Source organism: Streptomyces sp. WMMC500 (assembly GCF_027497195.1).
GTDB lineage: Bacteria > Actinomycetota > Actinomycetes > Streptomycetales > Streptomycetaceae > Streptomyces.
In genome coordinates, this window is sequence record NZ_CP114905.1 from 2,303,692 (window position 1) to 2,327,372 (window position 23,681).

18 protein-coding genes and 1 pseudogene are annotated in these 23,681 nt (G+C 76.0%); 9 read left to right on the top strand and 10 right to left on the bottom strand.

The features are described from left to right. The first annotated feature begins 148 nt into the window (after positions 1-148). From O7599_RS09320 to O7599_RS09340, 5 genes are all read left to right on the top strand, one after another. Positions 149-2,035: an ABC transporter substrate-binding protein gene (locus tag O7599_RS09320; RefSeq protein ID WP_281621660.1), complete on the top strand. Its 1,887-nt coding sequence runs from the start codon at positions 149-151 to the stop codon at positions 2,033-2,035. 83 nt (positions 2,036-2,118) lie between these two features. Further along, on the top strand, positions 2,119-3,192 hold the full coding sequence (locus O7599_RS09325; protein WP_281621661.1) for an ABC transporter permease: 1,074 nt from the start codon (positions 2,119-2,121) through the stop codon (positions 3,190-3,192). Continuing rightward, complete coding sequence (locus O7599_RS09330) at positions 3,189-4,151, top strand: ABC transporter permease (protein WP_281621662.1); 963 nt, start codon at positions 3,189-3,191, stop codon at positions 4,149-4,151. Before O7599_RS09325 ends, O7599_RS09330 begins: the two co-directional genes overlap by 4 nt. Beyond that, the gene (locus tag O7599_RS09335; protein WP_281621663.1) at positions 4,148-5,134 is read left to right on the top strand and encodes an ABC transporter ATP-binding protein; all 987 of its coding nucleotides are present in this window, start codon (positions 4,148-4,150) and stop codon (positions 5,132-5,134) included. The genes O7599_RS09330 and O7599_RS09335 overlap by 4 nt, the downstream gene beginning before the upstream one ends. Continuing rightward, positions 5,131-6,168 (top strand): ABC transporter ATP-binding protein, encoded by a 1,038-nt coding sequence (locus O7599_RS09340; protein WP_281621664.1) that lies wholly within the window; start codon positions 5,131-5,133, stop codon positions 6,166-6,168. The genes O7599_RS09335 and O7599_RS09340 overlap by 4 nt, the downstream gene beginning before the upstream one ends. A gap of 70 nt (positions 6,169-6,238) precedes the next feature. On the opposite strand, the gene O7599_RS09345 is transcribed toward O7599_RS09340, so the two are convergent. The 10 genes and pseudogenes from O7599_RS09345 to rimP form a co-directional block, all read right to left on the bottom strand. Then, the gene (locus O7599_RS09345) at positions 6,239-6,751 is read right to left on the bottom strand and encodes a hypothetical protein (RefSeq protein WP_281621665.1); all 513 of its coding nucleotides are present in this window, start codon (positions 6,749-6,751) and stop codon (positions 6,239-6,241) included. Positions 6,752-6,857: 106 nt separating this feature from the next. Next, the gene (locus tag O7599_RS09350; protein ID WP_281621666.1) at positions 6,858-7,802 is read right to left on the bottom strand and encodes a bifunctional riboflavin kinase/FAD synthetase; all 945 of its coding nucleotides are present in this window, start codon (positions 7,800-7,802) and stop codon (positions 6,858-6,860) included. A 182-nt stretch (positions 7,803-7,984) separates the two neighbouring features. Then, positions 7,985-12,163 carry a trypsin-like peptidase domain-containing protein gene (locus tag O7599_RS09355; RefSeq protein WP_281621667.1) on the bottom strand — a complete coding sequence of 1,393 codons (4,179 nt, stop codon included), beginning with the start codon at positions 12,161-12,163 and terminating at the stop codon, positions 7,985-7,987. A 167-nt stretch (positions 12,164-12,330) separates the two neighbouring features. Beyond that, positions 12,331-13,233 (bottom strand): tRNA pseudouridine(55) synthase TruB, encoded by a 903-nt coding sequence (truB, locus tag O7599_RS09360; RefSeq protein WP_281621668.1) that lies wholly within the window; start codon positions 13,231-13,233, stop codon positions 12,331-12,333. Then, positions 13,230-13,751, bottom strand: a complete 522-nt coding sequence (gene rbfA, locus O7599_RS09365) for a 30S ribosome-binding factor RbfA (RefSeq protein ID WP_281621669.1) — start codon at positions 13,749-13,751, stop codon at positions 13,230-13,232. The genes truB and rbfA overlap by 4 nt, the downstream gene beginning before the upstream one ends. Before the next feature lie 24 nt (positions 13,752-13,775). Next, entirely contained in the window at positions 13,776-14,072 is a 297-nt protein-coding gene (locus tag O7599_RS09370) for a DUF503 domain-containing protein (RefSeq protein WP_281621670.1), read from the bottom strand. 101 nt (positions 14,073-14,173) lie between these two features. Then, positions 14,174-17,203: a translation initiation factor IF-2 gene (gene infB, locus O7599_RS09375; protein ID WP_281621671.1), complete on the bottom strand. Its 3,030-nt coding sequence runs from the start codon at positions 17,201-17,203 to the stop codon at positions 14,174-14,176. A gap of 183 nt (positions 17,204-17,386) precedes the next feature. Beyond that, positions 17,387-17,653: pseudogene (locus O7599_RS09380) on the bottom strand (YlxR family protein); the annotation flags it as partial. A gap of 203 nt (positions 17,654-17,856) precedes the next feature. Next, the gene (gene nusA / locus O7599_RS09385; RefSeq protein WP_281621672.1) at positions 17,857-18,843 is read right to left on the bottom strand and encodes a transcription termination factor NusA; all 987 of its coding nucleotides are present in this window, start codon (positions 18,841-18,843) and stop codon (positions 17,857-17,859) included. Between the two features lie 2 nt (positions 18,844-18,845). Further along, positions 18,846-19,346, bottom strand: coding sequence for a ribosome maturation factor RimP (gene rimP / locus O7599_RS09390; protein WP_281621673.1), 501 nt, complete (start codon positions 19,344-19,346; stop codon positions 18,846-18,848). A gap of 103 nt (positions 19,347-19,449) precedes the next feature. On the opposite strand from rimP, the gene O7599_RS09395 reads away from it, so the two are divergent. The 4 genes from O7599_RS09395 (at position 19,450) to O7599_RS09410 (ending at position 23,667) form a co-directional block, all read left to right on the top strand. Beyond that, positions 19,450-19,998: a hypothetical protein gene (locus O7599_RS09395; protein WP_281621674.1), complete on the top strand. Its 549-nt coding sequence runs from the start codon at positions 19,450-19,452 to the stop codon at positions 19,996-19,998. Positions 19,999-20,167: 169 nt separating this feature from the next. After that, positions 20,168-20,644, top strand: coding sequence for a DUF4439 domain-containing protein (locus O7599_RS09400; protein WP_281621675.1), 477 nt, complete (start codon positions 20,168-20,170; stop codon positions 20,642-20,644). 42 nt (positions 20,645-20,686) lie between these two features. Then, positions 20,687-21,607, top strand: coding sequence for an aminoglycoside phosphotransferase family protein (locus O7599_RS09405; protein ID WP_281621676.1), 921 nt, complete (start codon positions 20,687-20,689; stop codon positions 21,605-21,607). 104 nt (positions 21,608-21,711) lie between these two features. Beyond that, positions 21,712-23,667 (top strand): penicillin-binding transpeptidase domain-containing protein, encoded by a 1,956-nt coding sequence (locus tag O7599_RS09410; protein ID WP_281621677.1) that lies wholly within the window; start codon positions 21,712-21,714, stop codon positions 23,665-23,667. Positions 23,668-23,681 lie beyond the last annotated feature (14 nt).

Consider the following 23,681-nt stretch of genomic DNA (forward strand, 5'->3'; position numbering starts at 1 on the left):
AGGCGCGGGCCTCATTCGCGTTTCAGCCGGGTATCGCCCTCGTACAGGCCGGTCACGGCCGTTGACATGGTTAGACCAACCTCGCTAGACAGACCCGACCCCGGGCCGGTCAGCCCGGCATCCCGCCCCCTTCAGCCCGCGAGGTGTCATGCAGCCCACCGACGAGAACGCCCCGACGCCCGGCCCGCTCAGCCCACCGACCCCCGCCGCCCGCTCCGGCCGCCGGCTGCGCCGCGCGCTCTGCGCGGGCGCCGCGGCCCTCGCCCTGATCGGGGCCGCCGCCGTCGGCCCGGCCGCGGCCCGGCCCGCCCAGGACGACGGCGGCGACGACGGCGACAAGAAGGTGCTGACGGCCGCCGTCGCGCAGAGCGTCGACTCGCTCAGCCCGTTCCTCGCGGTCAGCCTCGTGGCCACGAGCCTGAACCGGCTCATGTACGACTCCCTCGTCAACTACGACGTCAAGACGCAGGAGCCCATCCCGGGCCTGGCCGAGAAGTGGGAGCCCACGAACGCGGGCAAGACGTGGACGTACACCATCCGCGACGGCGTGAAGTGGTCGGACGGCAAGCCGCTGACCGCGGAGGACGCCCGCTGGACGTTCCACACGATGATGACCGACGAGGCCGCCGGCGCGGCCAACGGCTCGTACGTCGCCAACTTCGCGAAGGTCTCGGCGCCCGACGCGCGCACGCTCGTCGTGGAGCTGAAGGAGCCGCAGGCCACGATGAACTCGATGGACCTGCCCATCGTGCCCAAGCACGTCTGGCAGGACGTCGACGACCTCGGGAAGTTCAACAACGACGCCGAGTTCCCGGTCGTCGGCAGCGGCCCGTACGTCCTCACGGACTTCAAGACCGACTCGCACGTCACCTTCGAGCCGAACGAGAACTTCTGGCGGGGCGCACCGAAGTTCGACGAGCTGACGTTCAAGTACTACAAGGAGACCGACGCCGCCGTCGCCGCCCTGCGCAAGGGCGAGGTGTCCTTCGTACCGGACCTGACGCCGGCGCACGCCGCGTCCCTGAAGGGCCAGCCCGACATCAAGGTCAACGACGGCCAGGGCCGGCGCTTCTGGGCCATCGCCACGAACCCCGGGGCGCGAGACGTCAAGGGCCGCAAGTTCGGCGACGGCCACCCGGCGCTGCTCGACCCGAAGGTGCGCGAGGCTCTCTTCCTCGCGGTGGACCGTACGGCGATCGTGGACAAGGTGCTGCAGGGGCACGGCGTCGAGGGCGAGGGCTACATCCCGCCGCGCTTCGCCGACTACCACTGGAAGCCGTCGGCCGAGCAGAAGATCGCGTACGACCCGCGGAAGGCGGCGCGGCTGCTGGACGAGGCGGGCTACGAGCTGGAGGACGGCAAGCGCGTCGGCAAGGACGGCAAGCCGCTGAACTTCCGGATGCTGTGCCACGCCACCGACCCCAAGGACAAGGCCGCGGGCAAGTTCCTGGAGGAGTGGTGGGGCGACCTGGGCATCGGCCTGGACCTGCAGTGCCTGGACAACGTCGGCGACCCGTGGGTCGCCGGTGAGTACGACCTCGCCTTCGACGGCTGGTCGGTCAACCCCGACCCGGACTTCGTCCTGGCCATCCACACCTGCGCCGCGCTGCCGGCGTCCGAGGACGTCGTGGGGCAGACGGACAACTTCATCTGCAACAAGGACTTCGACCGGCTCTACGCCGAGCAGTTGGCGGCCTACGACGACCCGGCCAAGCGCGCGGAGATAGTCCGGGAGATGCAGTCGGTGCTCTACGACACCGGGTACATGAACGTGCTGGCGTACCCGAACTCCGTGGAGGCGTACCGCACCGACCACATCGAGTCGATCACCGCGATGCCCGCCGGCAACGGCAACATCTGGGGCCAGGACGGCTCCTGGAGCTGGGCCACCGCGGTCCCGGCCGCCGAGGCGTCCGACGACGGCGGCTCGGCGACGGGCGTGGTGCTCGGCGGCGGCGCGGCGGTCGTCGTGGCGGTCGCGGCGGGCGTGGTCTTCACGCTGCGCCGCCGGGCCACGGCGGAGGACCGCGAGTAGCCGGTACGCACCCTCGCCACCCCGGGGTGTCCGGCGCCGCGGCGCCGGACACCCGCCCGACCGACCCGAGCAAAGCGAGGGCCATGTCCACGACAGACCCACCCGTCACCCCCGCCGCCGTGAAGACGGCGCCGTCGGCACCGGCGGCACCCGACGCCCGCGGCGCCGCGGGCGGCTCCCGCCGCGCCTACCTCAGCTACGTGGCGGGCAAGCTCGCCGGCGCCGCGGTCTCCCTCTTCGCCATCCTCGTCACCAGCTTCTTCCTCTTCCGGATCATCCCCGGCGACCCGGTCAAGACGATGACGCACGGCCGCAAGGTCGACGCCGAGCAACTCGCCGCGCTGCGCCGGCAGTACGGCCTCGACCTGCCGCTGTGGGAGCAGTTCACGCACTACGTCGGGGACGCGCTGACCGGCAACCTCGGCGACTCGTACCAGTTCAACAAGCCGGTGCTGGACCTCATCTGGGAGCGCGTGCCGGCCACCGTGCTGCTCACCGGCACGGCGGTGGTGCTCTACAGCGCGCTCGGGCTGTGGCTCGGCACGCGCGCCGCCTGGCGGCACGGCGGGCTCGGCGACAAGGTCAACACGGGCATCGCGCTCACCTTCTGGTCGGTGCCGCACTTCTGGCTCGGGATGCTGCTCATCATCGTCTTCTCCGTCGGCATCGGGCCGATCCCCGGGCTGTTCCCCACCGGGGGCATGGAGTCGGGCGGCGAGGAGGGCCTCGCGTACGTCGTGGACGTGATCCACCACATGGTCCTGCCGGTGCTCACTCTCGTGGCCGCGAGCTACGCCCAGACGCTGCTCGTCATGCGCTCCTCGCTGCTCGACGAGATGGGCAGCGACTACCTGACGGCCGCCCGCGCCAAGGGGCTGCGCGACGACCTCGTACGCCGCCGGCACGCCGTGCCGAACGCCCTGCTGCCGACGATCACGCTCGTCTTCGTCAACCTCGGCTTCATCGCGGCCGGCTCCATCCTGGTCGAGACGGTCTTCTCCTGGCCGGGCCTGGGCGGGCTGTTCTACCAGGCGCTGAGCGTCCCCGACCTGCCGCTGATCCAGGGCCTGTTCATCGTCTACGCGGGCACGATGATCCTGATGAGCGTGGTCGCCGACCTGATCTATCCGCTGTTCGATCCCCGGGTGGGCCGATGAGTACGGAAGCACTGGGCGGCGAGCCGGGTCCCGAGCCCACCGTCACGCCCCCCGCAGAACCCGCCGGCACCGACCCGCGCGCACTCGCCCGCGCGCGCCGGCGCCGCTCCGCGGCCCGCTTCTGGCGCGCGTACCGCCGGCAGCGCGCGGGCCTCGTGGGCCTCGTCGCGCTCGTCGTCATCGCGTTCGTGGCGCTGGCCGCGCCGCTGCTGGTCGGCGCGGACGCCGACAGCGTCACCGACGCGCCGGGCACGGCGCTGGAGGACCCCAGCACGACGTTCCCGCTGGGCACCGACCAGTTCGGCCGCTCCGTCCTCGACCTCCTCGTCCACGGAGCGCGCATCTCGCTCACCGTCGGGCTGCTGGCCGCCGCGCTGACCGTCGGCATCGGCACCCTCGTCGGCATGATCGCCGGGCACTACGGCGGCTGGCTGTCCGGCGTGCTGATGCGCGTCACGGACTTCTTCCTCGTCATGCCGACACTCGTGCTGGCGATCGTGCTGGCCACGGTGATGTCCCGCTCGGTCACCACGGTCATCATCGCCATCGGCGTGGCGGCCTGGCCCAAGACCGCCCGGCTGGTACGGGCGCAGACGCTGGCCATCGAGGCGCGCCCGTACGTCGAGCGCGCCCGGGCGCTCGGCGGCGGGCACACGCACATCATGCTCCGGCACGTGCTGCCGAACGTGATGCCGCTGGTCCTCGCCCAGACCACCCTGGTCATCTCCGAGGCCATCCTCACCGAGGCCACGCTCGCGTTCCTCGGCCTGGGCGACCCGCAGGTCGTCTCCTGGGGCGGCATGCTCCAGGACGCCCGGGAGGCGGGCGCGATCAGCTCCGGGCACTGGTCGTTCCTGGTGCCGCCGGGCATCGCCATCGCGGTGGTCGCGCTGTGCTTCACGCTGTCCGGCCGGGCGCTGGAGTCCGTGCTCAACCCGAAGCTGGGGGTGGCGAAGTGACGCTCCTCGACGTGCGCGACCTGCACGTGACGTACGGTACGGGCGCCGAAGCCGTGCCCGCGGTGCGCGGCGTGGACCTCACCCTGGCCGCCGGGCAGAAGCTCGGCCTCGCCGGGGAGTCGGGCTGCGGCAAGTCGACGCTGGCGCTGGCGCTGCTGCGGCTGCTGCCGCGCTCGGCGCGGCTGGGCGGGGAGATCCTGCTCGACGGCGAGGACGTGCTCACCATGGCGTGGGGGCGGCTGCGCGCGGTGCGCTGGGCGGGAGCGTCGATCGTCTTCCAGGGCGCGATGCACTCGCTCAACGCCGTGCACCGCGTCCGCGACCAGATCGCCGAGCCGATCCTGCTGCACCGGCTGGAGACGTCCCAGGGTGCGGCCCGGCGGCGCGCGGAGGGGCTGCTGGAGCAGGTCGGGCTGCCGGCCGCCCGGGGCGGGGCGTACCCGCACGAGCTGTCCGGCGGCCAGCGGCAGCGGGTGATGATCGCGATGGCGCTGGCGTGCGAGCCGCGGCTGATCGTCGCCGACGAGCCGACGACGGCGCTGGACGTGATGATCCAGGCGCAGATCCTGCGGCTCATCGAGCGGCTGGTCGCCGACCAGGGCATCAGCCTGCTGATGATCAGCCACGACCTGGCGGTGCTGTCGGACACCTGCGACCGGCTGGCCGTCATGTACGCGGGCCGGATCGTCGAGGAGGGGCCGGCGCAGCGGGTGTTCACGGCGGCGGAGCACCCGTACAGCGGAGCGCTGGCGGCGGCGTTCCCGACCGTCGGCCGCGCCGCGGACCGCCGCGCACCGCAGGGCCTGCCCGGCGACCCGCCGGACCCGGCACACCTGCCGCCGGGCTGCGCGTTCCACCCGCGCTGCCCGGTGGCGCTGGAGAGCTGCGCGACGGCGGACCCGCGACTGCGGGAGGCGGGCCCGGGGCGGCGGGCGGCGTGTGTACACGTGGACAGCGTCAAGAGCGTGAAGGAGACACGGTGAGCGGGGAGCCGGCGGAGAAGGACGTAGGTGAGGACCGGGGCGGCGCCGGGGAGCCGCTACTCGCCGCCGAAGGGCTGCGGGTCGTCTTCCCCGGGCGGCACGGCGCACCGGCCGCCCGGGCGGTCGACGGCGTCAACCTGGCCATCGGCGCGGGCGAGATCGTCGCCCTCGTCGGCGAGTCCGGCTGCGGCAAGACCACCCTGGCCCGCGCGCTCCTCGGCCTGGTCCGCCCCACCGCCGGCGAGGTCGCGTTCCGCGGCTCCCCGCTGGCGTACGGCAGCCGCGCGCTCAAGGCGTACCGCCGGCGGGTGCAGCTCGTGCTGCAGGACCCCAGCGGGTCGCTCAACCCGCGGCACACCGTCTACGACGCCGTCGCCGAGGGCCTGCGCATCCACGGCCACCGCGGCGACGAACGCGCCGCGGTTGCCTCCGCGCTCTCCCGGGCCGGTCTGCGCCCGCCGGAGCGCTTCTTCCTGCGCTACCCGCACGAGCTGTCCGGCGGGCAGCGCCAGCGCGTGGTCATCGCGGGCGCCCTCGTCCTCGACCCGGAGCTGATCGTCGCGGACGAGCCGGTGGCCTCGCTCGACGCCTCGGTGCGCGGCGAGATCCTGGCCCTGCTGCTGCGGCTCCGCGCAGAACTGGGGCTGTCCGCGCTGGTCGTCACCCACGACCTGGGGCTGGCGTGGAACATCGCGGACCGGGTGGCGGTGATGTACCTGGGCCGGATCGTGGAGGCGGGCCCGGTGGAGGAGGTGCTGACCGCGCCGCGGCACCCGTACACGAAGGCCCTGCTGTCGGTGCTGCCGGAGTCGGGGACGGAGCCGGTGGTGCTGACCGGCGAGCCGCCGGACCCGGCACGGATCCCGGGCGGCTGCCGGTTCCACGCCCGTTGCCAACACCTCGCCTCCGGCGAGGCGGCCGCGGCAGGCGTCGCGGACGCCTGCCGCGGCACGGACCTGCCGGTACTGGACGGCGCCTCGGCGGGCGTGGCCTGCCACCTGGCCGAAACGCCGACGCCGGCCCCGGCGCCGTAGCGCCGGGGCCGGCGAGGCGACGGCGGCGTGGGCAGGCCGTCGTGCCGGGCACCGTGTCCGCCGCCGCGGGTCAGTTCCAGTCGCAACCGATGCCGTCGGCGTCCCTGTCGAGCCGGTGCGGGTCGCTGTCGCCGACCCAGACCGGGCCGGCGAGATCAGGGCAGTCGACATCGGGGCCGGGCGGCGGGCCGTCCGGGTAGCCGGAGGTGTTGGCGTCCCCCGCCCGGTCGTCCGAGCCCGGGTCGGCCCCGGAGTCGCCGCCGCCGTCCGGGGGCGGCTCCGCGGTGACGGTCTCCGTCTCGGTGACCTCGACCTCGACCTTCTCGGTCCTGGTGACGGTGGGCGCGGGCTCCGGCGTCGCGGTGACCGTCTCGGTGGACTCGGCGGTGGCGGTGACGGTCGGCGCCGCTCCCGCGGCGTCCGACTCGTCGCCGCCGCCGACGGCGGCTCCGATGCCGAAGACGACGACCGCGCCGGCCACGCCGATCGCTGTCCGGATCCGGCGGCTCCGCCGGGACGGGCCCGGGTCTGCCGCGGGTTGGCGGGGCCCCTCGGGGTGGAGCGGGTATGGCGAGTTACTCATGATCCCCCCTGCAAATGCGTGCAGGCGGGGACAGTAGCGGCGTTCTACGCGTGTCCGGCAGGGGCCGGACGGCACCGTCCGGCCCCTGCCGGACGGCCCTCTCCGGTCACCGGGCCGCGGTCAGGTCGCGGCTGGCGTCGACGTCGCGGCGCATCTGGGCCTTCAGGTCCTCGACCGTGTCGAAGCGCTCCTGGCCGCGGACGAAGGCGAGGAAGTCGACGGCCACGTGCAGCCCGTACAGGTCGAGGTCGTCGCGGTCGAGCGCGTACGCCTCGACCGTCCGCTCCGTGCCGTCGAACTGCGGGTTCGTGCCCACCGAGATCGCCGCCGGCATGCGCTCGCCGACGGCGTCCAGCCAGCCCGCGTACACCCCGTCCGCGGGGATCGCCGTGTGCGGCAGCGTCTCCAGGTTGGCCGTCGGGAAGCCCAGTTCCCGGCCGCGCTGCGCGCCCCGGACGACGATGCCCTCGACCCGGTGCGGCCGGCCCAGCACCTCCGCCGCCCCCGCGACGTCGCCGTCGGCGATCAGCCGGCGCGCGAGCGTGGAGGAGAACGGCGCGCCGTCGTCCGCGGCGCCGCTGACCTGGAGGTCGAGGACGTCCACGGTGTAGTCGTACGTCTCCCCGAGCGAGGAGAGGAACGCGACGTCGCCGGCGGCCCTGTGGCCGAAGCGGAAGTTGGGACCCTCCACCACCGCCCGCGCGTGCAACTTGTCGACCAGCACCTTCACCACGAAGTCCGCGGGCGACAGCTTCGAGAACTCCGCGGTGAACGGCAGGATCAGCAGCGCGTCCACGCCGAGGTCCGCCACCAGCTCCGCCCGCCGGTGGTGCGCGGTCAGCAGCGGGGGGTGGCTGCCGGGCCGGACGACCTCGCTGGGGTGCGGGTCGAAGGTCACGACGACCGACGCGACGCCCAGCTCCCGGGCGCGCTCCACCGTCCGGCCGATGATGAGCTGGTGGCCGCGGTGTACGCCGTCGAACGAGCCGATGGTGACGACGCTGCGCCCCCACCCCTCGGGGATGTCCTCCAAGCCACGCCAGCGCTGCACTGTGCCCGCTCCTCGGTCCGCCGTTGTCGTGCCTGCCCGTACAGGACTGTCGGAAGACAAGACTGCCATGCTCGCGGCCCGGCGCAGGACCCGGGCGCCGGTCGGCCCGGCGGGACGGCCGGTTTCGTGGCCCGGCGGCCGGTACCGGCGCCGCCGTCCGCCGGACGCGCGCGCCCGCGCGGTCAGGACGCGCGCCGCGGGTGCGACGTGCCGACGGCGAGCTGCGCGCTCGGCCCGAGCAGCACCGCCCACGCGTCCCGGTCCGCGGCCAGCCAGCCGCGCAGTTGGTCCGCGAACGCGGGCAGCTCGGCGGCGAGCGCCACCAGCCGCCGGTCGAAGACCGCCGCCCCCTCCGGCGTACGGGACAGCAGCAGCCCGATGCCCTGGACGAGGTCCCGCGTGCGGCACTCCGGGCGCCCGGCCGTGGTGCGGCCGACCGCGGCGAGCAGCGCGTCGAGGACGGCGGGTTCGCGCTCGCGGTCAAGGAGTACGCCGAGCAGCTCGCGGCGCAGGGGGCGGGACGTGCGGGTCCCCGGGGCCGCGACGACCGGCGCGAGCGCACGGCGCACCACCGGCGAGTGCGCGGTCAGCAACTCGACGGCGAGCGGGAAGAGCACGGCGCGCTCGCTCTGCCCGTGCTCCAGCCGCCGGTCGACGAAGTCGGCGGCGGCCGCGGCGCCTTCGGGGTGGTGGTCGACGTACTCGCGGACGAGGTCCGCGGCGCTCCGGGCGAGCGCCGGGGTGCAGGGCCGTACGCGAGCGAGGGTGCGCAGCACGTCGGCGGCTCCCGTCCCGGGGCGGTGGAGGAGGTCCCGGAAGGCGTCGAGCACGGGCCCGGGGTGGGTGGCGAGGGCGGGGGCGAAGTCCGCGGGGGCGAGGTGCGGGTCGTCCGCGGCGAGGAGGGCCAGGGCGCGGTCGAGGTGCCCGGCGCGGCTGTGGGGGTCGCGGAGGAGCACGGCGAGGGCGGGGCCGTGGAGGGCGTCGTCGTCGGCGTGCGCGAGCAGCGCCTGCGCGGCGTAGCGGAGCAGGGCGCGGTCGGCGGCGCCGCGCGCGTGCCGGGCGGTCGCCGGCGCGTACGCGGCGGCGGCTACGCGGCGCTCCGCGCGGGGGTCGCGCGCCCAGCGGTCCACGGCGCGGCAGAGGCCGGACGGCTCGTCCTCGGCGAGCTCGGCGAGGAGTTCGGCGGCGCGCGGGTGGGCGGAGGCGACGAGGGCCTCGGCGAGGTCGTCGACGGCGCGGGCGCGGTGGGTGTGCAGGAGCGCCTGGGCGGCGTCGGCGACGGTGGCGCCCCCGTGGGGCAGGGCGCGGTCGTCGTCGAACCAGCCGACGAGGAGCGGCTGCACGGCGGTCGGGTCGGCCTGGAGGAGCTCCCCCGCGGCGGTCAGGTACGCGGACGGGCGGCGGGTGTCCGCGGGCAGGAGGAGGCGCAGCAGGTCGAGGCGGTCGGCGAGCGGGAGGGGCAGCCGGGTGAAGAACGCGGGCCCGAAGGGGGCGAGGACGCCGGGGAGTTGGGCGGTGCCGCCGAAGCGGGCGGCATGGCCGGCGAGGCAGGTGGCGAGGCGCCGGAGCACGTGCCGGTACGGGCGGGCGTCGGGCACGCGCAGCAGGGTCTCGCCGAGCAGGTGGGCGCCCCACCAGCCGCCGTCGGCGGCGGGGGGCGTGCCGGCCCCCGGCTCCTCCGGGAACGCCGAGCGGCGGCTGACCGCGGCGTCGGCGGCGCCCAGCAGGTCCGTCAGCCGGTGCCCCAGCTCCGTACGCCCGTGCCGCCGCTCCAGCAGGAGAAGCGCCTCGACGCACGCCCCGATCCGGTGCGGCGCCACCGGCAGCGCGCGGCGCCCGGCGCCGCCGTCCGCGGAGGACGGCAGGTCGCCGGGGCGCCAGCGCTCGGAGGTCCGGTGGACGAGCACGGCGAGGGCGGCGTCGACGTCGAGATGCGCGCCCTGCAGCCAGTCGGCGAACTCCTCGTGCGCGAAACGGTAACCGGCACCCGCGGGCACCAAGAGCCCTTCGGCGAGCACCGCGGAGGCCCAGCCGGTGAGCCCGGCGAGGTGATCCGGCACCCGCCACGGAAACAGTTCCTCGAACGCGGCCCGCTCCAACTCCCCCTGGCCGGGGCCCAGACACCGCCGCGCCGCCTCGTGCACCTGCCCGGCGACGTACGCGGCGAGCCGGCCGACGGCGGCCCCGCGCGGGCCGGCGGGGCCGGCGCCGTGGGCAAGGCGCTCGGCGACGCGCAGGCTGACGAGCGCGAGATACGCCTCGAACACCTCCCACCGCCGCGGCCCCGGGCCGACCGCGACCGCCGCGATCCGGCGCGGCGGGCCGACACCACCGCCCGGGCCCGCGCCCGGCGCGGCGGAACCCGGTCCCGCCCCCGCGGGCGTCCCCGGGGAGCGAGCCCCCGGTACCGCGGACACCGTCGCGACGCCCGCATCCGGCAACTCCGCCCCGCCACTGCCCGATCCGTCCCCCTCCGCGCCCTCACCCGGCAGTGGCGCCGGGGACACAGGCCCGGCGCCCGCCCCCGGCGAGTCCGCGCCGGCGCCGATCGATGGACCTCCCGCCGCGGCTCCACCCGGCAGCGGTGCCGCGGACCCCGTGCCGGCGCTCACGCCCGGCGCCCGCACCGCGGCCGGCGGTGCAGCCGCCGCCGGTGCGGCCGGCCCCCTCCCACCCTGCGCGACGGCGTGGTCCGCAGGCGCCCCCAGACCGCGCCCCGCCCCCCGCGCCGCACCCCGGTATGCCGCCGCCGCGGCCCCGCCCGGCTGCGCCGGGCCCGCGACCCCGTACCCGTGCGACCCGGCGCCCCGCGGCAGCGCCGCGCGGACCTCCGCCAGCAGCCGCAGCGTCAGCGGGTGGCGGGCGTCCGCGGGCCGCAGGGCCGTGGCGGGGATGCCGTAGCGGGTGCGGGCCTCGCCCGCCTCCGCCGGAGTGAAGTCCCCCAGCGGCACGCACGGCGGCAGCGTCTCCGGGCACGCCTGCCCGGCGTGCAGCATCTCCGCCGGGAACAGCGCGCCCGCCCGCTCCCAGTACTCCGGCCGGCACGCCAGCACCAGCCGTACGCCGTGCTCGCCCAGCCACTCCGCCGTGTGCGCCGTCCACTCCCCCAGCGCCTGCGCCAGCACCGGCGGCATCTCCTCCGGGCAGTCGAGCAGGACGAGCAACGGCCGCCCCGCGACGTGCGCTTGCGCGGCGACCGCCTCCGGCGTGGCCGTCGCCGGGTCGCCCGCGCAGCCCGCGGCGCCCGCCGCCGCGGTCACCACCCCCGCGGCGTCGCGCAGCGCGCGGGCCACGGCATCCCGTACGCCCGCGTCCGCGACCTTCAGGTCCGCGCCGCGCAGGCACACCGACGGCGCGGGTGCCGCGCCGGCGGCGCGGCGGGCCGCGAGCCGGGCGAGTTCGGTGGACCGCCCGGTGCCGGGATGGCCGACGAGCGCGAGGACGTGCGCGGCACCGCCGAAGAACCGACCGAACTCCGCCGCCACCGCCCGCCGCTCGACGGGCTCCCCCCACACCGGCGCGGCCAGGCGTCCGGCTCCCGCGGCGCCGGCCGCGAAGGCGACGGGCCCACCCTCCGGCCCGACTCCCGTGGCCGCGACCGTCCCGCCCCGCGCACCACCGCCCGCGGCCCAGGCTCCCCCCGTCCCCGCCGCACCACCGTCCGCGACCGCACCGGCCCCCGCCGCCCCCAGCTCCAGCGCCCCCGCCAGGTTCAGGTCCCGCCCGTACGCCGCCACCTGCGCCCCGCCCCGGTCCAGCGCGTCCCCCAGGGTGCCCGCCGCGTCGTCCGCCGCCCCGCGCAGCGGCACCGCGAGCGCCACCCCGCCGCGGTCCGCGTGCAGCGCGGTGCCGACCACGGCGACCACCGCCCCGCTCGCCGCGTCCAGCACCGGCGCGCCGCTCGCCTCACCGCCCACGCGCAGCGACTCGTGCGGGGCGAGGGCGAGTTGCCGCACCCCCTCGACGAGGTGGTAGCGATCGGTCGCGGTGTACGTGGCCGTGGCCGCGGCCACCACCCGCCCCGGCACCCGTGCCCGCGGCAGCGCGACGGCCACCTCCGCGCCGTCGTCGGGCACCGCGGCGGCGAGCGCGAACGGCCGGGCGCCGGCCAGCCCCCGGGCCCGTACGACCGCGAGGTCCGCGCCCGGCAGCGATGTGACGTCCGGGGACTCGATCAGCCACGTGTGCCCGTCGCCCGGCGCGTACAGCACCAGCCGGGTGAGCCCGTCGACGGCCTCGTGGCTGGTGAGCACGGTGCCCTCGGCGTCGACGACGAATCCGGTGCCCCGCGGGCGGCCGGCGAGGTCGCGGATGCGTACGACGGTGCCGGGCGCGCGCGGCGGCGGCGATGAATGCGGCAACGGCCAGCCTCCCCGGGTGAGCCCCAGGGCATGGCTTGCCACCGGCTGATCACGGGAAACGAGGAGTGGCGCGATGCGCCCCCCTCGACACCCGTTCGGCGTAATCCCGGCCGCCGCAGGCACCCGCCGGGGCGACCGGAACGGCGGTCACGTCCCCGGCGCAACGGCTACGCGAACACCGCCAGCGCCTTCGCCCGCCCCCCGGCCGGCTCCACCAGCGCCAGAAAGCGCCCGTCCGGCCCGAACACCGCGTGCGGCCCCTCGGCCAGCCCCGCCGGCACCGCCACCCGCACCCCGTGCGACAGCAGCCGCGCCTGCTCGGCGTCCACGTCCCAGCGCGGGAAGGCCGCCGCCGCGGCGTCGCCGATCGGCAGCACGTCGAGCCGCTCCGCCAACTGCTCCAGCGTCCGCGCCCCGTCCAGCCCGTACGGGCCGACGCGGGTGCGCCGCAGGGCGGTGAGATGGCCGCCGACGCCCAGCCCGGCGCCGAGGTCGCGGGCGAGGGCGCGGATGTACGTGCCGGAGGAGCACGCCACCGTCACGTCCAGGTCCGTCACCCGCGTGCCGTCCCCGGCCGTCGCCGCCCGCACGCCGTGCAGGACGAACGTGCTCACGGTCACCGGCCGCGCCGGCAGCTCCACGGCCTCGCCGTCCAGCACGCGCTTGTACGACCGCTTGCCGTCCACCTTGATCGCGCTGACGGCCGACGGCACCTGCATGATGTCGCCGGTCAGCCCGGCGATGCCGGCGTCGACCGCGCCGGGCGGCAGGTCACCCGCGTCGGCGGTGGCCGTCACGTCGCCCTCGGCGTCGTCGGTCAGCGTCGTCTGGCCGAGCCGGATCGTGGCCCGGTACTCCTTGTCGGTGAGCGCGAGGTGGCCCAGCAGCCGGGTCGCCTTCTCCACCCCGACGACGAGCACTCCCGTCGCCATCGGATCCAGCGTCCCGGCGTGGCCGACGCGCCGGGTACCGGCGAGCCGGCGCAGCCGGCCGACGACGTCGTGCGAGGTCAGCCCGGCCGGCTTGTCGACGATGACGAGGCCGTCCGGGCCGGTCGACTTCCCCCTCATGCCCCCGCCGGGCCTCCGTCCGCGTCGCCGCGGGCCCCGCCGTCGCCGGTGCCGTCGTCGGCCCCGCTCTCGTCGGCCCCGCCCTCGTCGTCCTCGTCGCGGTCCCGCCTGTACGGGTCCGCCCCCGCCGCGTACTCCGCGCCCGCGGCGACGCTGCGCACCTGCTCGTCCTGGAGCCGGGCGCGCTCCAGGACGTCGTCGATGTTCTTGGCGTTCTCGGGCAGGGCGTCCGGCACGAACGCGAGCGTGGGGGTGAACTTCACCCCGGCCGCGGCGCCGACCGCCGAGCGCAGCACGCCCTTGGCGCTCTCCAGCCCCTTCGCCGCCTGCGCCCGCTCCTCGTCGTCGCCGTACACCGTGTAGAAGACGGTCGCCTCCCGGAGGTCGCCGGTCACGCGCGTGTCGGTGATGGTCACCCGGGAGCCGAGCCGCGGGTCCTTGATGCCCCGCTGCAGCTTCTCGGCCACGACCTCACGGATGAGGTCCGCCAAGCGCTTCGCCCGTGCGTTGTCGGCCACTGGTCCGTCTCCTTGCCCACTTGTCTACTCGTCGTCTTCGTGGTGGATCCGCCGCCGTACGGTCAGCAGCTCCACCTCCGGCCGGGCCGCGAGCATCCGCTCGCACCGGTCCAGCACATCGGTGAGGTGTCCGGCGTCCCCGGAGACCGTCGCGAGACCGATCACGGTCCGGCGGTGCAGGTCCTGGTGCCCGACCTCCGCGGCGGTCACCGCGTACTTGCGGATCAGCTCCGCGACGATCGGGCGGACGACGGAGCGCTTCTCCTTCAGCGACCGTACGTCGCCGAGGAGGAAGTCGCAGGAAAGCGTTCCTACGTACACGTGGTGTCCGGATCACCCGCCGGTACGGGATATACGGGAGTCAGGGGCGGCGAGGGGGCGGCCCTTCGTGAAGGGCCGCCCCCTGCCGGCGGTGCTGCGGATCAGCCGCGCGGCTTCTCGCGCATCTCGTACGTCGCGATGACGTCGTCGACCTTGATGTCGTTGAAGTTCCCGAGGTTGATACCGCCCTCGAAGCCTTCGCGGATCTCGGTGACGTCGTCCTTGAAGCGGCGCAGGCCCTCGATGTTGAGGTTCTCCGCGACCACCTTGCCGTCGCGGACGACCCGGGCCTTGGAGTTGCGCCTGACCTCGCCGGAGCGGATGAGCACACCGGCGATGTTGCCCAGCTTGGAGGAGCGGAAGACCTCGCGGATCTCGGCGGTGCCGAGCTCCACCTCCTCGTACTCCGGCTTGAGCATGCCCTTCAGCGCGGCCTCGATCTCCTCGATGACCTGGTAGATCACCGAGTAGTAGCGGACGTCGACGCCCTCGCGCTCGGCCATCTGCGTCGCCCGGCCCTCGGCGCGGACGTTGAAGCCGATCACGATCGCGTCCGAGCCCGTGGCCAGGTCGATGTCGGTCTCGGTGACCGCACCCACGCCGCGGTGCAGCACGCGCAGATCGACCTCTTCACCGACGTCCAACTGCATGAGCGAGGACTCCAGCGCCTCGACGGAACCCGCCGCGTCGCCCTTGATGATGAGGTTGAGCTGCTGCACCTCGCCGGCCTTGAGCACCTTGTCCAGGTCCTCCAGCGACACCCGGCGGGTGCGCTTGGCGAAGGCGGCGTTGCGCTCGCGCGCGGCGCGCTTCTCGGCGATCTGGCGGGCCGTCCGGTCCTCCTCGACCACCAGGAAGTTGTCCCCGGCGCCGGGGACGCTGGTCAGACCGAGCACCTGGGCGGGGGTCGAGGGTCCGACCTCGTCCAGGGGGTTGCCCAGGTCGTCGAGCATGGCGCGCACGCGGCCGTAGGCGTCGCCGACGACCATCGTGTCCCCGACGCGCAGCGTGCCGCGCTGGACCAGCACGGTCGCCAGGGCGCCGCGGCCGCGGTCGAGGTGGGCCTCGATCGCGATGCCCTCGGCGGCCTGCTTGGGGTTCGCGCGCAGGTCCAGGCTGGCGTCCGCGGTGAGGACGACGGCCTCCAGCAGGTCCTCGATGTGCAGGCCCTGCTTGGCGGAGATGTCGACGAACATCGTCTCGCCGCCGTACTCCTCGGCCACCAGCCCGTACTCGGTGAGCTGGCCGCGCACCTTCGACGGGTCCGCGCCCTCGACGTCGATCTTGTTGACCGCGACGACGATCGGCACGTCGGCCGCCTTGGCGTGGTTCAGCGCCTCGACCGTCTGCGGCATCACGCCGTCGTTGGCCGCGACCACGAGGATCGCGATGTCGGTCGCCTTCGCACCGCGGGCACGCATGGCGGTGAACGCCTCGTGACCCGGGGTGTCGATGAAGGTGATCCGGCGCTCCTCGCCGTTGACGTCGGTCGCCACCTGGTACGCGCCGATGTGCTGGGTGATGCCGCCGGCCTCGCCCTCCAGGACGTTGGTCTTGCGGATCGCGTCCAGCAGGCGCGTCTTGCCGTGGTCGACGTGACCCATGACGGTGACCACCGGGGGCCGCGCCACGAGCGCTTCCTCGCCGCCCTCGTCCTCGCCGAACTCGATGTCGAAGGAGTCGAGCAGCTCCCGGTCCTCCTCCTCCGGGCTGACGACCTGGACGGTGTAGTTCATCTCCTCGCCCAGGAGGTGCAGCGTCTCGTCGGAGACGGACTGCGTCGCGGTGACCATCTCGCCCAGGTTGAACATCACCTGGACCAGGGACGCCGGGTTGGCGTTGATCTTCTCCGCGAAGTCCGTGAGCGACGCGCCGCGGGAGAGACGGACCGTCTCGCCCTTGCCGCGCGGGAGCATCACGCCGCCGATGGACGGCGCCTGCATCTGCTCGTACTCCTGGCGGCGCTGCCGCTTCGACTTGCGACCGCGGCGCGCGGGACCGCCCGGACGTCCGAAGGCGCCCTGGGTGCCGCCGCGGCCACCGGGACCGCCGGGACGGCCGGCGAAGCCGGGACGGCCACCGCCGCCACCGCCGCCGCCGGGACGACCGCCGAAGCCGCCGCCACCGCCGCCGCCCCCACCGGGACGACCGCCGAAGCCGCCGCCACCGCCGGGACGACCGCCGCCACCGCCGCCGCCGCCCGGACGACCGCCGGGACCGCCGCCGCCCGGACGGCCACCGCCGCCGGGACGACCGCCGGCCGGGGCGCCGGGGCGCCCGCCGGGGGCGGGGCGCTGCGGCATCATGCCGGGGTTCGGGCGCGGGCCGCCGGGACGCGCGCCGCCGCCCTGGCCGCCCTGCGGCCGGGGCATGCCGCCCGGGGTGGGCCGGGAGCCGCCCGGCGCCTGCGGGCGCGGGCCGCCGCCCTGCGCGCCGCCCTGGGCACCGGCGGGGCGGGGGGCCTGCGGGCGCGGGGCCTGCGGCCGGGCCATGCCGGTGGAGCCGCTGGAGGTGAACGGGTTGTTGCCGGGGCGCGGGCCCGCGGGCCGGCCACCGGGACGCGGGCCGGGCGCGCCGGGGCGCGCACCGCCGGTACGGCCGCCGGCGCCGCCGGGCTGGCCACCGCCCTGACCGCCGCCGCGCGCGGGGGCGGGCGGACGGGGACCCGGCTTCGCGCCGGGCTTCGGGGCGCCGCCGCGGTCCGCGGCGGGCGGCGCGGTGAACTCCGGCGCCTCGGGCGCCGGGGCCTTCTGCGCCGGCGGGGTCGGGCCCGGAGCCGGACGGGGCGCCGGGGTGGGCGCGGGCCTGCCGGCGTCGGTGCCGGGGCGCGGCGCGGGCTTGCGCTCCGCGGCCTGCTCGGGCTTGACGGGGGCGGGCTTCGCCGCTTGCGCGCCGGGGACGCCGGGCTTGGCGGCGGCCTTCTTCTTCGGCGCGGCGGGCTTGCCGGCGGGCTTGGCCGCAGCCGAGCCGTTGCCGGACTGGAATGCATCAGTCAGTTTGCGTACGACCGGCGCCTCGATGGTCGAGGACGCCGAGCGGACGAATTCGCCAAGTTCTTGGAGCTTGGCCATGACGACCTTGCTCTCGACGCCGAACTCCTTGGCGAGCTCGTATACCCGGACCTTAGCCACTTCGCTCCTTCTGGTCCGGGGGTGTCCGCCGGACCGTCGCTACTTCTGCATGGGCGTACTCATCGCGTACTCATCGAGTGCTCATCGCAATCTCGACCCACTTCCGACTCGCGAGGTACCTGGCCGCGCGGGGTTCCGCACGGCGCTCGTGTTCTTCGTGCTCATGTCTGCCTCCACGGCCTGCTGCTCCACGAAACGGTCCACGTCCGCGGTGCCGAGCGGGCCCCGGGCCCGCAGGGCCCGGACGAACGCCCGGCGGCGGACCGCCAGGTCGAGGCATGCCTGAACGGGGTGCAGATAAGCGCCCCGGCCGGGCAGCGTACCGCGGGGATCGGGGACGCACGCGCCGCCGACCTCCACCACACGCAGCAGATCGTCTTTGGTCGCACGCACCCGGCACCCCACGCAGGTGCGCTCAGGGCAGCCCCCGGCGCGCGTCCGGCCAGACACGCTCAAGTCTACCTCCACGACCGACGGACACCCGCTTCGGGGTGCCAATCGAACGACTGTTTTCGCCCAGGGCAGCCCGCGGCCCACGGCGGGCCCGACGATACGTGATCTACGCGCGGCGGTGCGACCCGGTTTTCGCGGGACGGCCTCCCGCCCCGGCACGCGGGAGCGGACCGTCCGGGCCGGGCGCGGACGGTCCGGGCTCAGTCCGCCGGCTGCTCCGTGTCCGGGCGGATGTCGATGCGCCAGCCCGTCAGCCTGGCCGCCAGCCGCGCGTTCTGGCCCTCTTTGCCGATCGCCAGCGAGAGCTGGTAGTCCGGCACCGTCACCCGCGCCGAGCGCGCCGCCAGGTCCACGATGTCGACCTTGGTGACCCGCGCCGGCGACAGCGCGTTGCCGACGAGGTCCGCCGGCTCGTCGGACCAGTCGACGATGTCGATCTTCTCGCCGCCCAGCTCCGCCATCACGTTGCGCACCCGGCCGCCCATCGGCCCGATGCAGGCGCCCTTCGCGTTCAGCCCGGAGCGGGTGGACCGTACCGCGATCTTCGTGCGGTGCCCGGCCTCGCGCGCGATGGCCGCGATCTCCACCGAGCCGTCGGCGATCTCCGGCACCTCCAGCGCGAAGAGCTTCTTCACGAGGTTCGGATGTGTGCGCGACAGGGTCACGGACGGGCCGCGTACGCCCTTGGTCACCCGCACCACGTACGTACGCAGCCGGGTGCCGTGCTTGTACTCCTCGCCCGGCACCTGCTCCTGCACCGGCAGGATGGCCTCCAGCCGGCCGATGTCGACCAGCACGTTGTTCGGGTCCTTGCCCTGCTGCACGACGCCCGTGACGATGTCGCCCTCGCGGCCCGCGTACTCGCCGAAGGTGATCTCCTCCTCGGCGTCCCGCAGCCGCTGCAGGATGACCTGCTTCGCGGTGGTGGCGGCGATCCGGCCGAACCCCGACGGGGTGTCGTCGAACTCCCGCGCCTCCCCGCCCTCCGGCACGTCGTCCGGGTCCTCCTTGGCCCACACCGTGACGTGCCCGGTCTCCCGGTTCAGCTCCACGCGGGCCTGCTGGCGGCTGCCCTCGGTGCGGTGGTAGGCGATGAGGAGGGCCGACTCGATGGCCTCGACCAGCAGGTCGAAGGAGATCTCCTTCTCCCGCACCAAGCCGCGCAGGGCGCTCATGTCGATGTCCACGGCTACGAGCCCTCCTCGTCCTTCGTCACCTTGCGGTTGAACTCGATCTCGACCCGGGCCCCGGCGATCTCGCCGAAGTCCAGCCGCCGGGCGCCGGGCTTGCGGCCCTTCACCCCCGGCACCTCCAGCTCCAGTCCCGCGTCGTCCACCGCGGTGATCCGTCCCACGACCTCGCCGCCCTCCCGTAGCCGCACCTTGACCAGCCGGCCCGCGGCACGACGGTAGTGGCGTGGCAGGGTCAGCGGGCGGTCCGTACCCGGAGACGTGACTTCCAGGACGTACGGGCGGTCGCCCATGGCGTCGGAGGCGTCCAGCTCCTCCGCGACGCGCCGGCTCAGCTCCGCGCAGGTGTCCAGGCCCACGCCGCCGTCGGCGTCGACCACGACCCGCAGGACACGCCGCCGGCCCGTCGGGGTGAGCTCGATCTCCTCCAGATCGAGGTCGCGTTCCTTGACGAGCGGCTCCAGCAGATCGCGCAGCCTCTCGTTCTGGGTGGTGCTCATCCGGGTGACTCCTCGGCCGCGTGTGCTGTTGTGTGACGTCACGTGTCCGGTCAAAGCGTATCCGCTCCACGACGGGTGCGTTGCCCACCGGTACGCTCGGCTCGTGCGGATCAAGGGACTCCCGGCGAGAAGAACCGTGCTGGCCGGTGCCGCCGTGCTGGCGGCGACAGGCACCACCGCGGGCTGCTCCGGAGACGGCGACGACGGGGACGCCGACTCCGCCCGTACCGAGCGGCTCCGGCGCCGGGCCGCGGAGGAGTCGCGCGGCCTGCTGCGCCGCTACGACGCGACGGCGGCGGCGCACCCCGGCCTGGCCGGGGCGCTCGACCCGCTGCGCACGGAGGTGGCGCAGCACGTCTCCGCCCTGGCCCGCGGTCTGCCCGCGGACACCCGCGCCGCGTCCCCGGGCCCGGAGGCCGAAGGGTCCGGCGACCGCGCGGACGCCGCTCCCCCGCCGGCGGGCAAGCGCGGCGGCGAGGCGGTTCCCGCGGACCCGGCGGAGGCGGTCGCCGCGCTGGTCGCCGCCGAGAAGAGAGCCGCGGACGCCCACAACGCCACCCTGGCCACGGCCCCGGGCGAGTTCGCCGGGCTGCTGGCGTCGGTCGCCGCGGCGGGTGCGGCGCACGTCTACCTCCTCGGGGCGATGGCGTGAGAGCCACGGCGCGCGGCCCCCGGCGCCGCCGCGGCGCCGGGCCCGGCCCTGCGGGCGGCCCGGTCCGCGGTGAGCGGGCCGGACGTCCGTCACGCCCGGTGCCGCCGACCGGTCATGGCGCCACCGGGCGGCCGGCGGGCCGCCCCCGTCCCGTAGCCCAGGAGTCATCGTGAGCGAACCGTCCGACGAGGCCCGCGCCGCGGCACAGCGCGCGCTGGCCGCCGAGCACGCCGCCGTCTACGGCTACGGCGTCGTCGGCGCCCGCGCCGGGCGCCTGGCCGACCAGGCGCGCGCCGGCTACGACGCCCACCGCGCCCGCCGCGACGCCCTGAGCCGCGTCGTCAGCGACCTCGGCGACCGGCCGCAGCCCGCCGCCGCCGCGTACGCGCTGCCGTTCGCGGTGCCGGACGAGGCCGCCGCCGTGCGGCTGGCGACGGAGCTGGAGGACCGGATCGCGGGCAGCTACGCCGACCTCGTCCGGGCCGCCGAGGGCGGCCTGCGCCGCGACGCGGCGGCGGCGCTGCGGGAGGCGGCGGTCCGGGCGGCGCGCTGGCGCGGGGGGAGCGTAGCCTTCCCTGGGCTGGCCGAACGCACGCCCGACACCGCACCCGCGGGCCGGCAGGAGGGCGCCGGCCGCACGGACTGATCCGCCCGCCCCGGTCTGACCCAGCAAGAGGACACCGCGCGTATGGCATCTGCAGCGCAGTACCGGCCCCAGCCGCCGGAGCGCCTGGTGCGCCACGTCTCGGCCCACGGCGAGCCGGGCCGCGCCTGGCTGGCGGGGCTGTCCGGGCTGGTGGACGGCCTGCTGCGGCGCTGGGCGCTGACCGCAGAGCGGGTGCACGCGCCGGGCGGCCGGACCAGCGTCCTCGTCCTCGTCCGGCAGGAGGACGGCACTCCGGCCGCGCTCAAGGTCGCGTACGAGCCGGAGCGCATCGCGGCGGAGCAGCGCGCGCTGGAGCACTGGAACGGCGTCGGCGCCGCGCGGCTGCTGCGCGCCGACGCCGCCTCGGGGGCGCTGCTGCTCGAACGGCTGCAGGCGGACGTCAGCCTCCGGTCGCTGGCGGAGGCGAAGGCGCAACTGGAGGCGGCGGCGACGCTGCAACGGCTGTGGACCGCCCCACCCCCGGACCACGCGCTGCCGACGGTGGCGGACCACACCGGGCGGCTCGCGGAACGCCTGCGCGAGCTGCGCGCGGAGCCGTACGCGGAACTGGTCGACGCGGCTCTGGAGCGCCGCGAGGCGCTGCTGGGCGACCGGGCGGCGGCGGGCCCCGACGTGCTGCTGCACGGCGACTACCACCAGGGGCACGTGCTGGCCGCCGAGCGGATGCCGTGGCTCGCGGTGGGCCCGCGCCCGCTGGTGGGCGAGCGGGCGTACGACCTGGCCTGGCCGGCCCGGGACCGCGTCGACACCCTCGTGGCCGCGCCGGGCGCGGCGGCGGCGACGCGGCGGCGGCTGACGAAGCTGGCGGACTCCCTGGACGTCGACCGCGACCGGCTGCGGGACTGGACGCTCTTCCGCTGCGTCGCGACGGGCGTGACGGCGCTGGCCCGCGGCGACCGCAACGGCGGCGAACTCCACCTGGAGTACGCGGGCTGGCTCTGACCGCTCCGGGACCGGCGGCGGCAGCCGACCGCCGTTCGCGGACGGCCTGTTGGCGGCCCGTCGCCGTCTCCCTGCGGCCGGGACGACGGGCCTAGGATGCCCGCATGGATCTGGCTCCGCCCGCGCGCGTACGGTCCCGGTGGGCCCTGGTCGCCGGGGCCGTCGTGGTCGCGGCCGGGGTGCTGGCCGGCGGCATCGCGTACGTGTCGGGCGGCGGCGACGGGGCCGCCGCCGAGGCGCGTCAGGAGGTGCGGGCGTACACGGCCGCCTGGGCGCGCGGCGCCCAGGAGGAGGCCGCGCGCCACACCGACAGGCCCCGGGCCGCCGCCGACCTGCTGAACTCCGTCCAGCGCGGGCTCGGCCCGCAGGATGTGCGCGTGTCCCTGGACGACGCCGAGAAGGGCGACGACGGCACGTACACCGTGCCGTTCTCCGTCCGCATGCGGCTGCCGGGCTTCGGCACCTGGGAGTACGAGACCCGCGCGGTGGCCCTGCCGCCGGACGACGGCGAGGGCGGCGAGGCCGGCGAGGCCGGCGAGGGAAGCGGCCCGGCGGAGGCGGCGGGCGGGCGGGACGGCGGCTGGCGGGTGCGCTGGGAGCCCCGGCTCGTCCACCCCGCGCTGCGCCGCCACCAGACCCTCGTCACCACCACCCGGCGCGCCGAGCGCGCCCCGATACTCGCCGCCGACGGCTCCGAACTGGCCGGCGACGCCAAGGTGTGGGCCGTCTCCATCTGGCCCGCGAAGCTGTCGGAGCCCGACCGCGCGTACGCCGTCCTCGCCGACCCGGCGCTCGACGCCGGCCTCGACGTGCCGCGGCTGAAGAAGCGCGTGGCCGACGCCGAACCCGACGAGTCGGTGCCGGTCGTGACGCTGCGGGACGAGGTCTACCGGCAGCACCGCGACCGGCTGCTGGGCGTCCCCGGGCTGCAGTTCGTGGACTCCATGCAGCCCGTCGCGCATCTCGCCCGCTCCCTGGTCGGCGCCGTCGCACCGGACACCGGCAGGGGCGCCACGGCGCTCCAGGCACGCTACGACGAGCGGCTGTACGCGGCGCCCGGCGGCGAGGTCGTGGTCGCCGACCGGGCGACGGGCGCACCCGTGCGCACCCTGGCCCGCAAGAAGCCGGGCGCGGGCGAGCCGGTACGCACGACGATCGACCCCGGGGTGCAGCGCGCCGCCGAGGAGGCGGTCGGCGGGCTCGGCAAGACCGCCTCGATCGTCGCCGTCGACCCCGGTACGGGCCGGGTGCTGGCCGTCGCCGACAGCCCGGACTCCGGCGAGAGCCGCGCGCTGACCGGCCGCTTCCCGCCCGGCTCCACGTTCAAGACGGTCACCGCCGCCGCGCTCCTCGACGGCGGCCTCGCCGCCGGGGACCGGGTGGCCTGCCCGGCGGCGGCGCACGTGGCGGGGCAACGCTTCGAGAACCAGGACGAGTTCGACCTCCCGGCCGGCAGCACCTTCGCCGAGGCGTTCGCGCAGTCCTGCAACACCGCCTTCGTCGGCCTGCGCGACGAACTGGACGAGCGGACCCTGACGCGCACGGCCCGCGCCTTCGGCATCGGCGGCACCTGGCAGGTCGGCGCGGCCACCTTCGACGGCAGCGTGCCGGCGGCCGACGGCGCCAACGACCAGGCGGCGGCGATGATCGGCCAGGGCCGGGTGGAGGCGAGCCCGCTGGTGATGGCGTCGGTGGCGGCGACGGTGAAGGCCGGCCGGTTCCGGCAGCCGGTGCTGGTGCCGGACGCGGTGGACAAGCCCTACCGGGCGCCGGAGACCCTCGACGCGCGCACCTACGAGCAGGTGCGCGCGCTGATGCGCGACGTGGTCACCGACGGCTCGGGATCGGCGCTCGCCGGCCTGCCTGGCCTCCCGCACGCGAAGACGGGCACCGCCGAGTTCGGCACGGAGAACCCGCCGCGCACCCACGCCTGGATGATCGGCTACCTGGAGGACGCCGATCTCGCCTTCAGCGTGCTCGTCGAGGACGGCGGCTCCGGCGGCAGGGACGCGGGCCCGGTCGCCGCCGAATTCCTCCGCGCCGCCACCGACGCCGGCTAGCGCCCCTGCGCGTA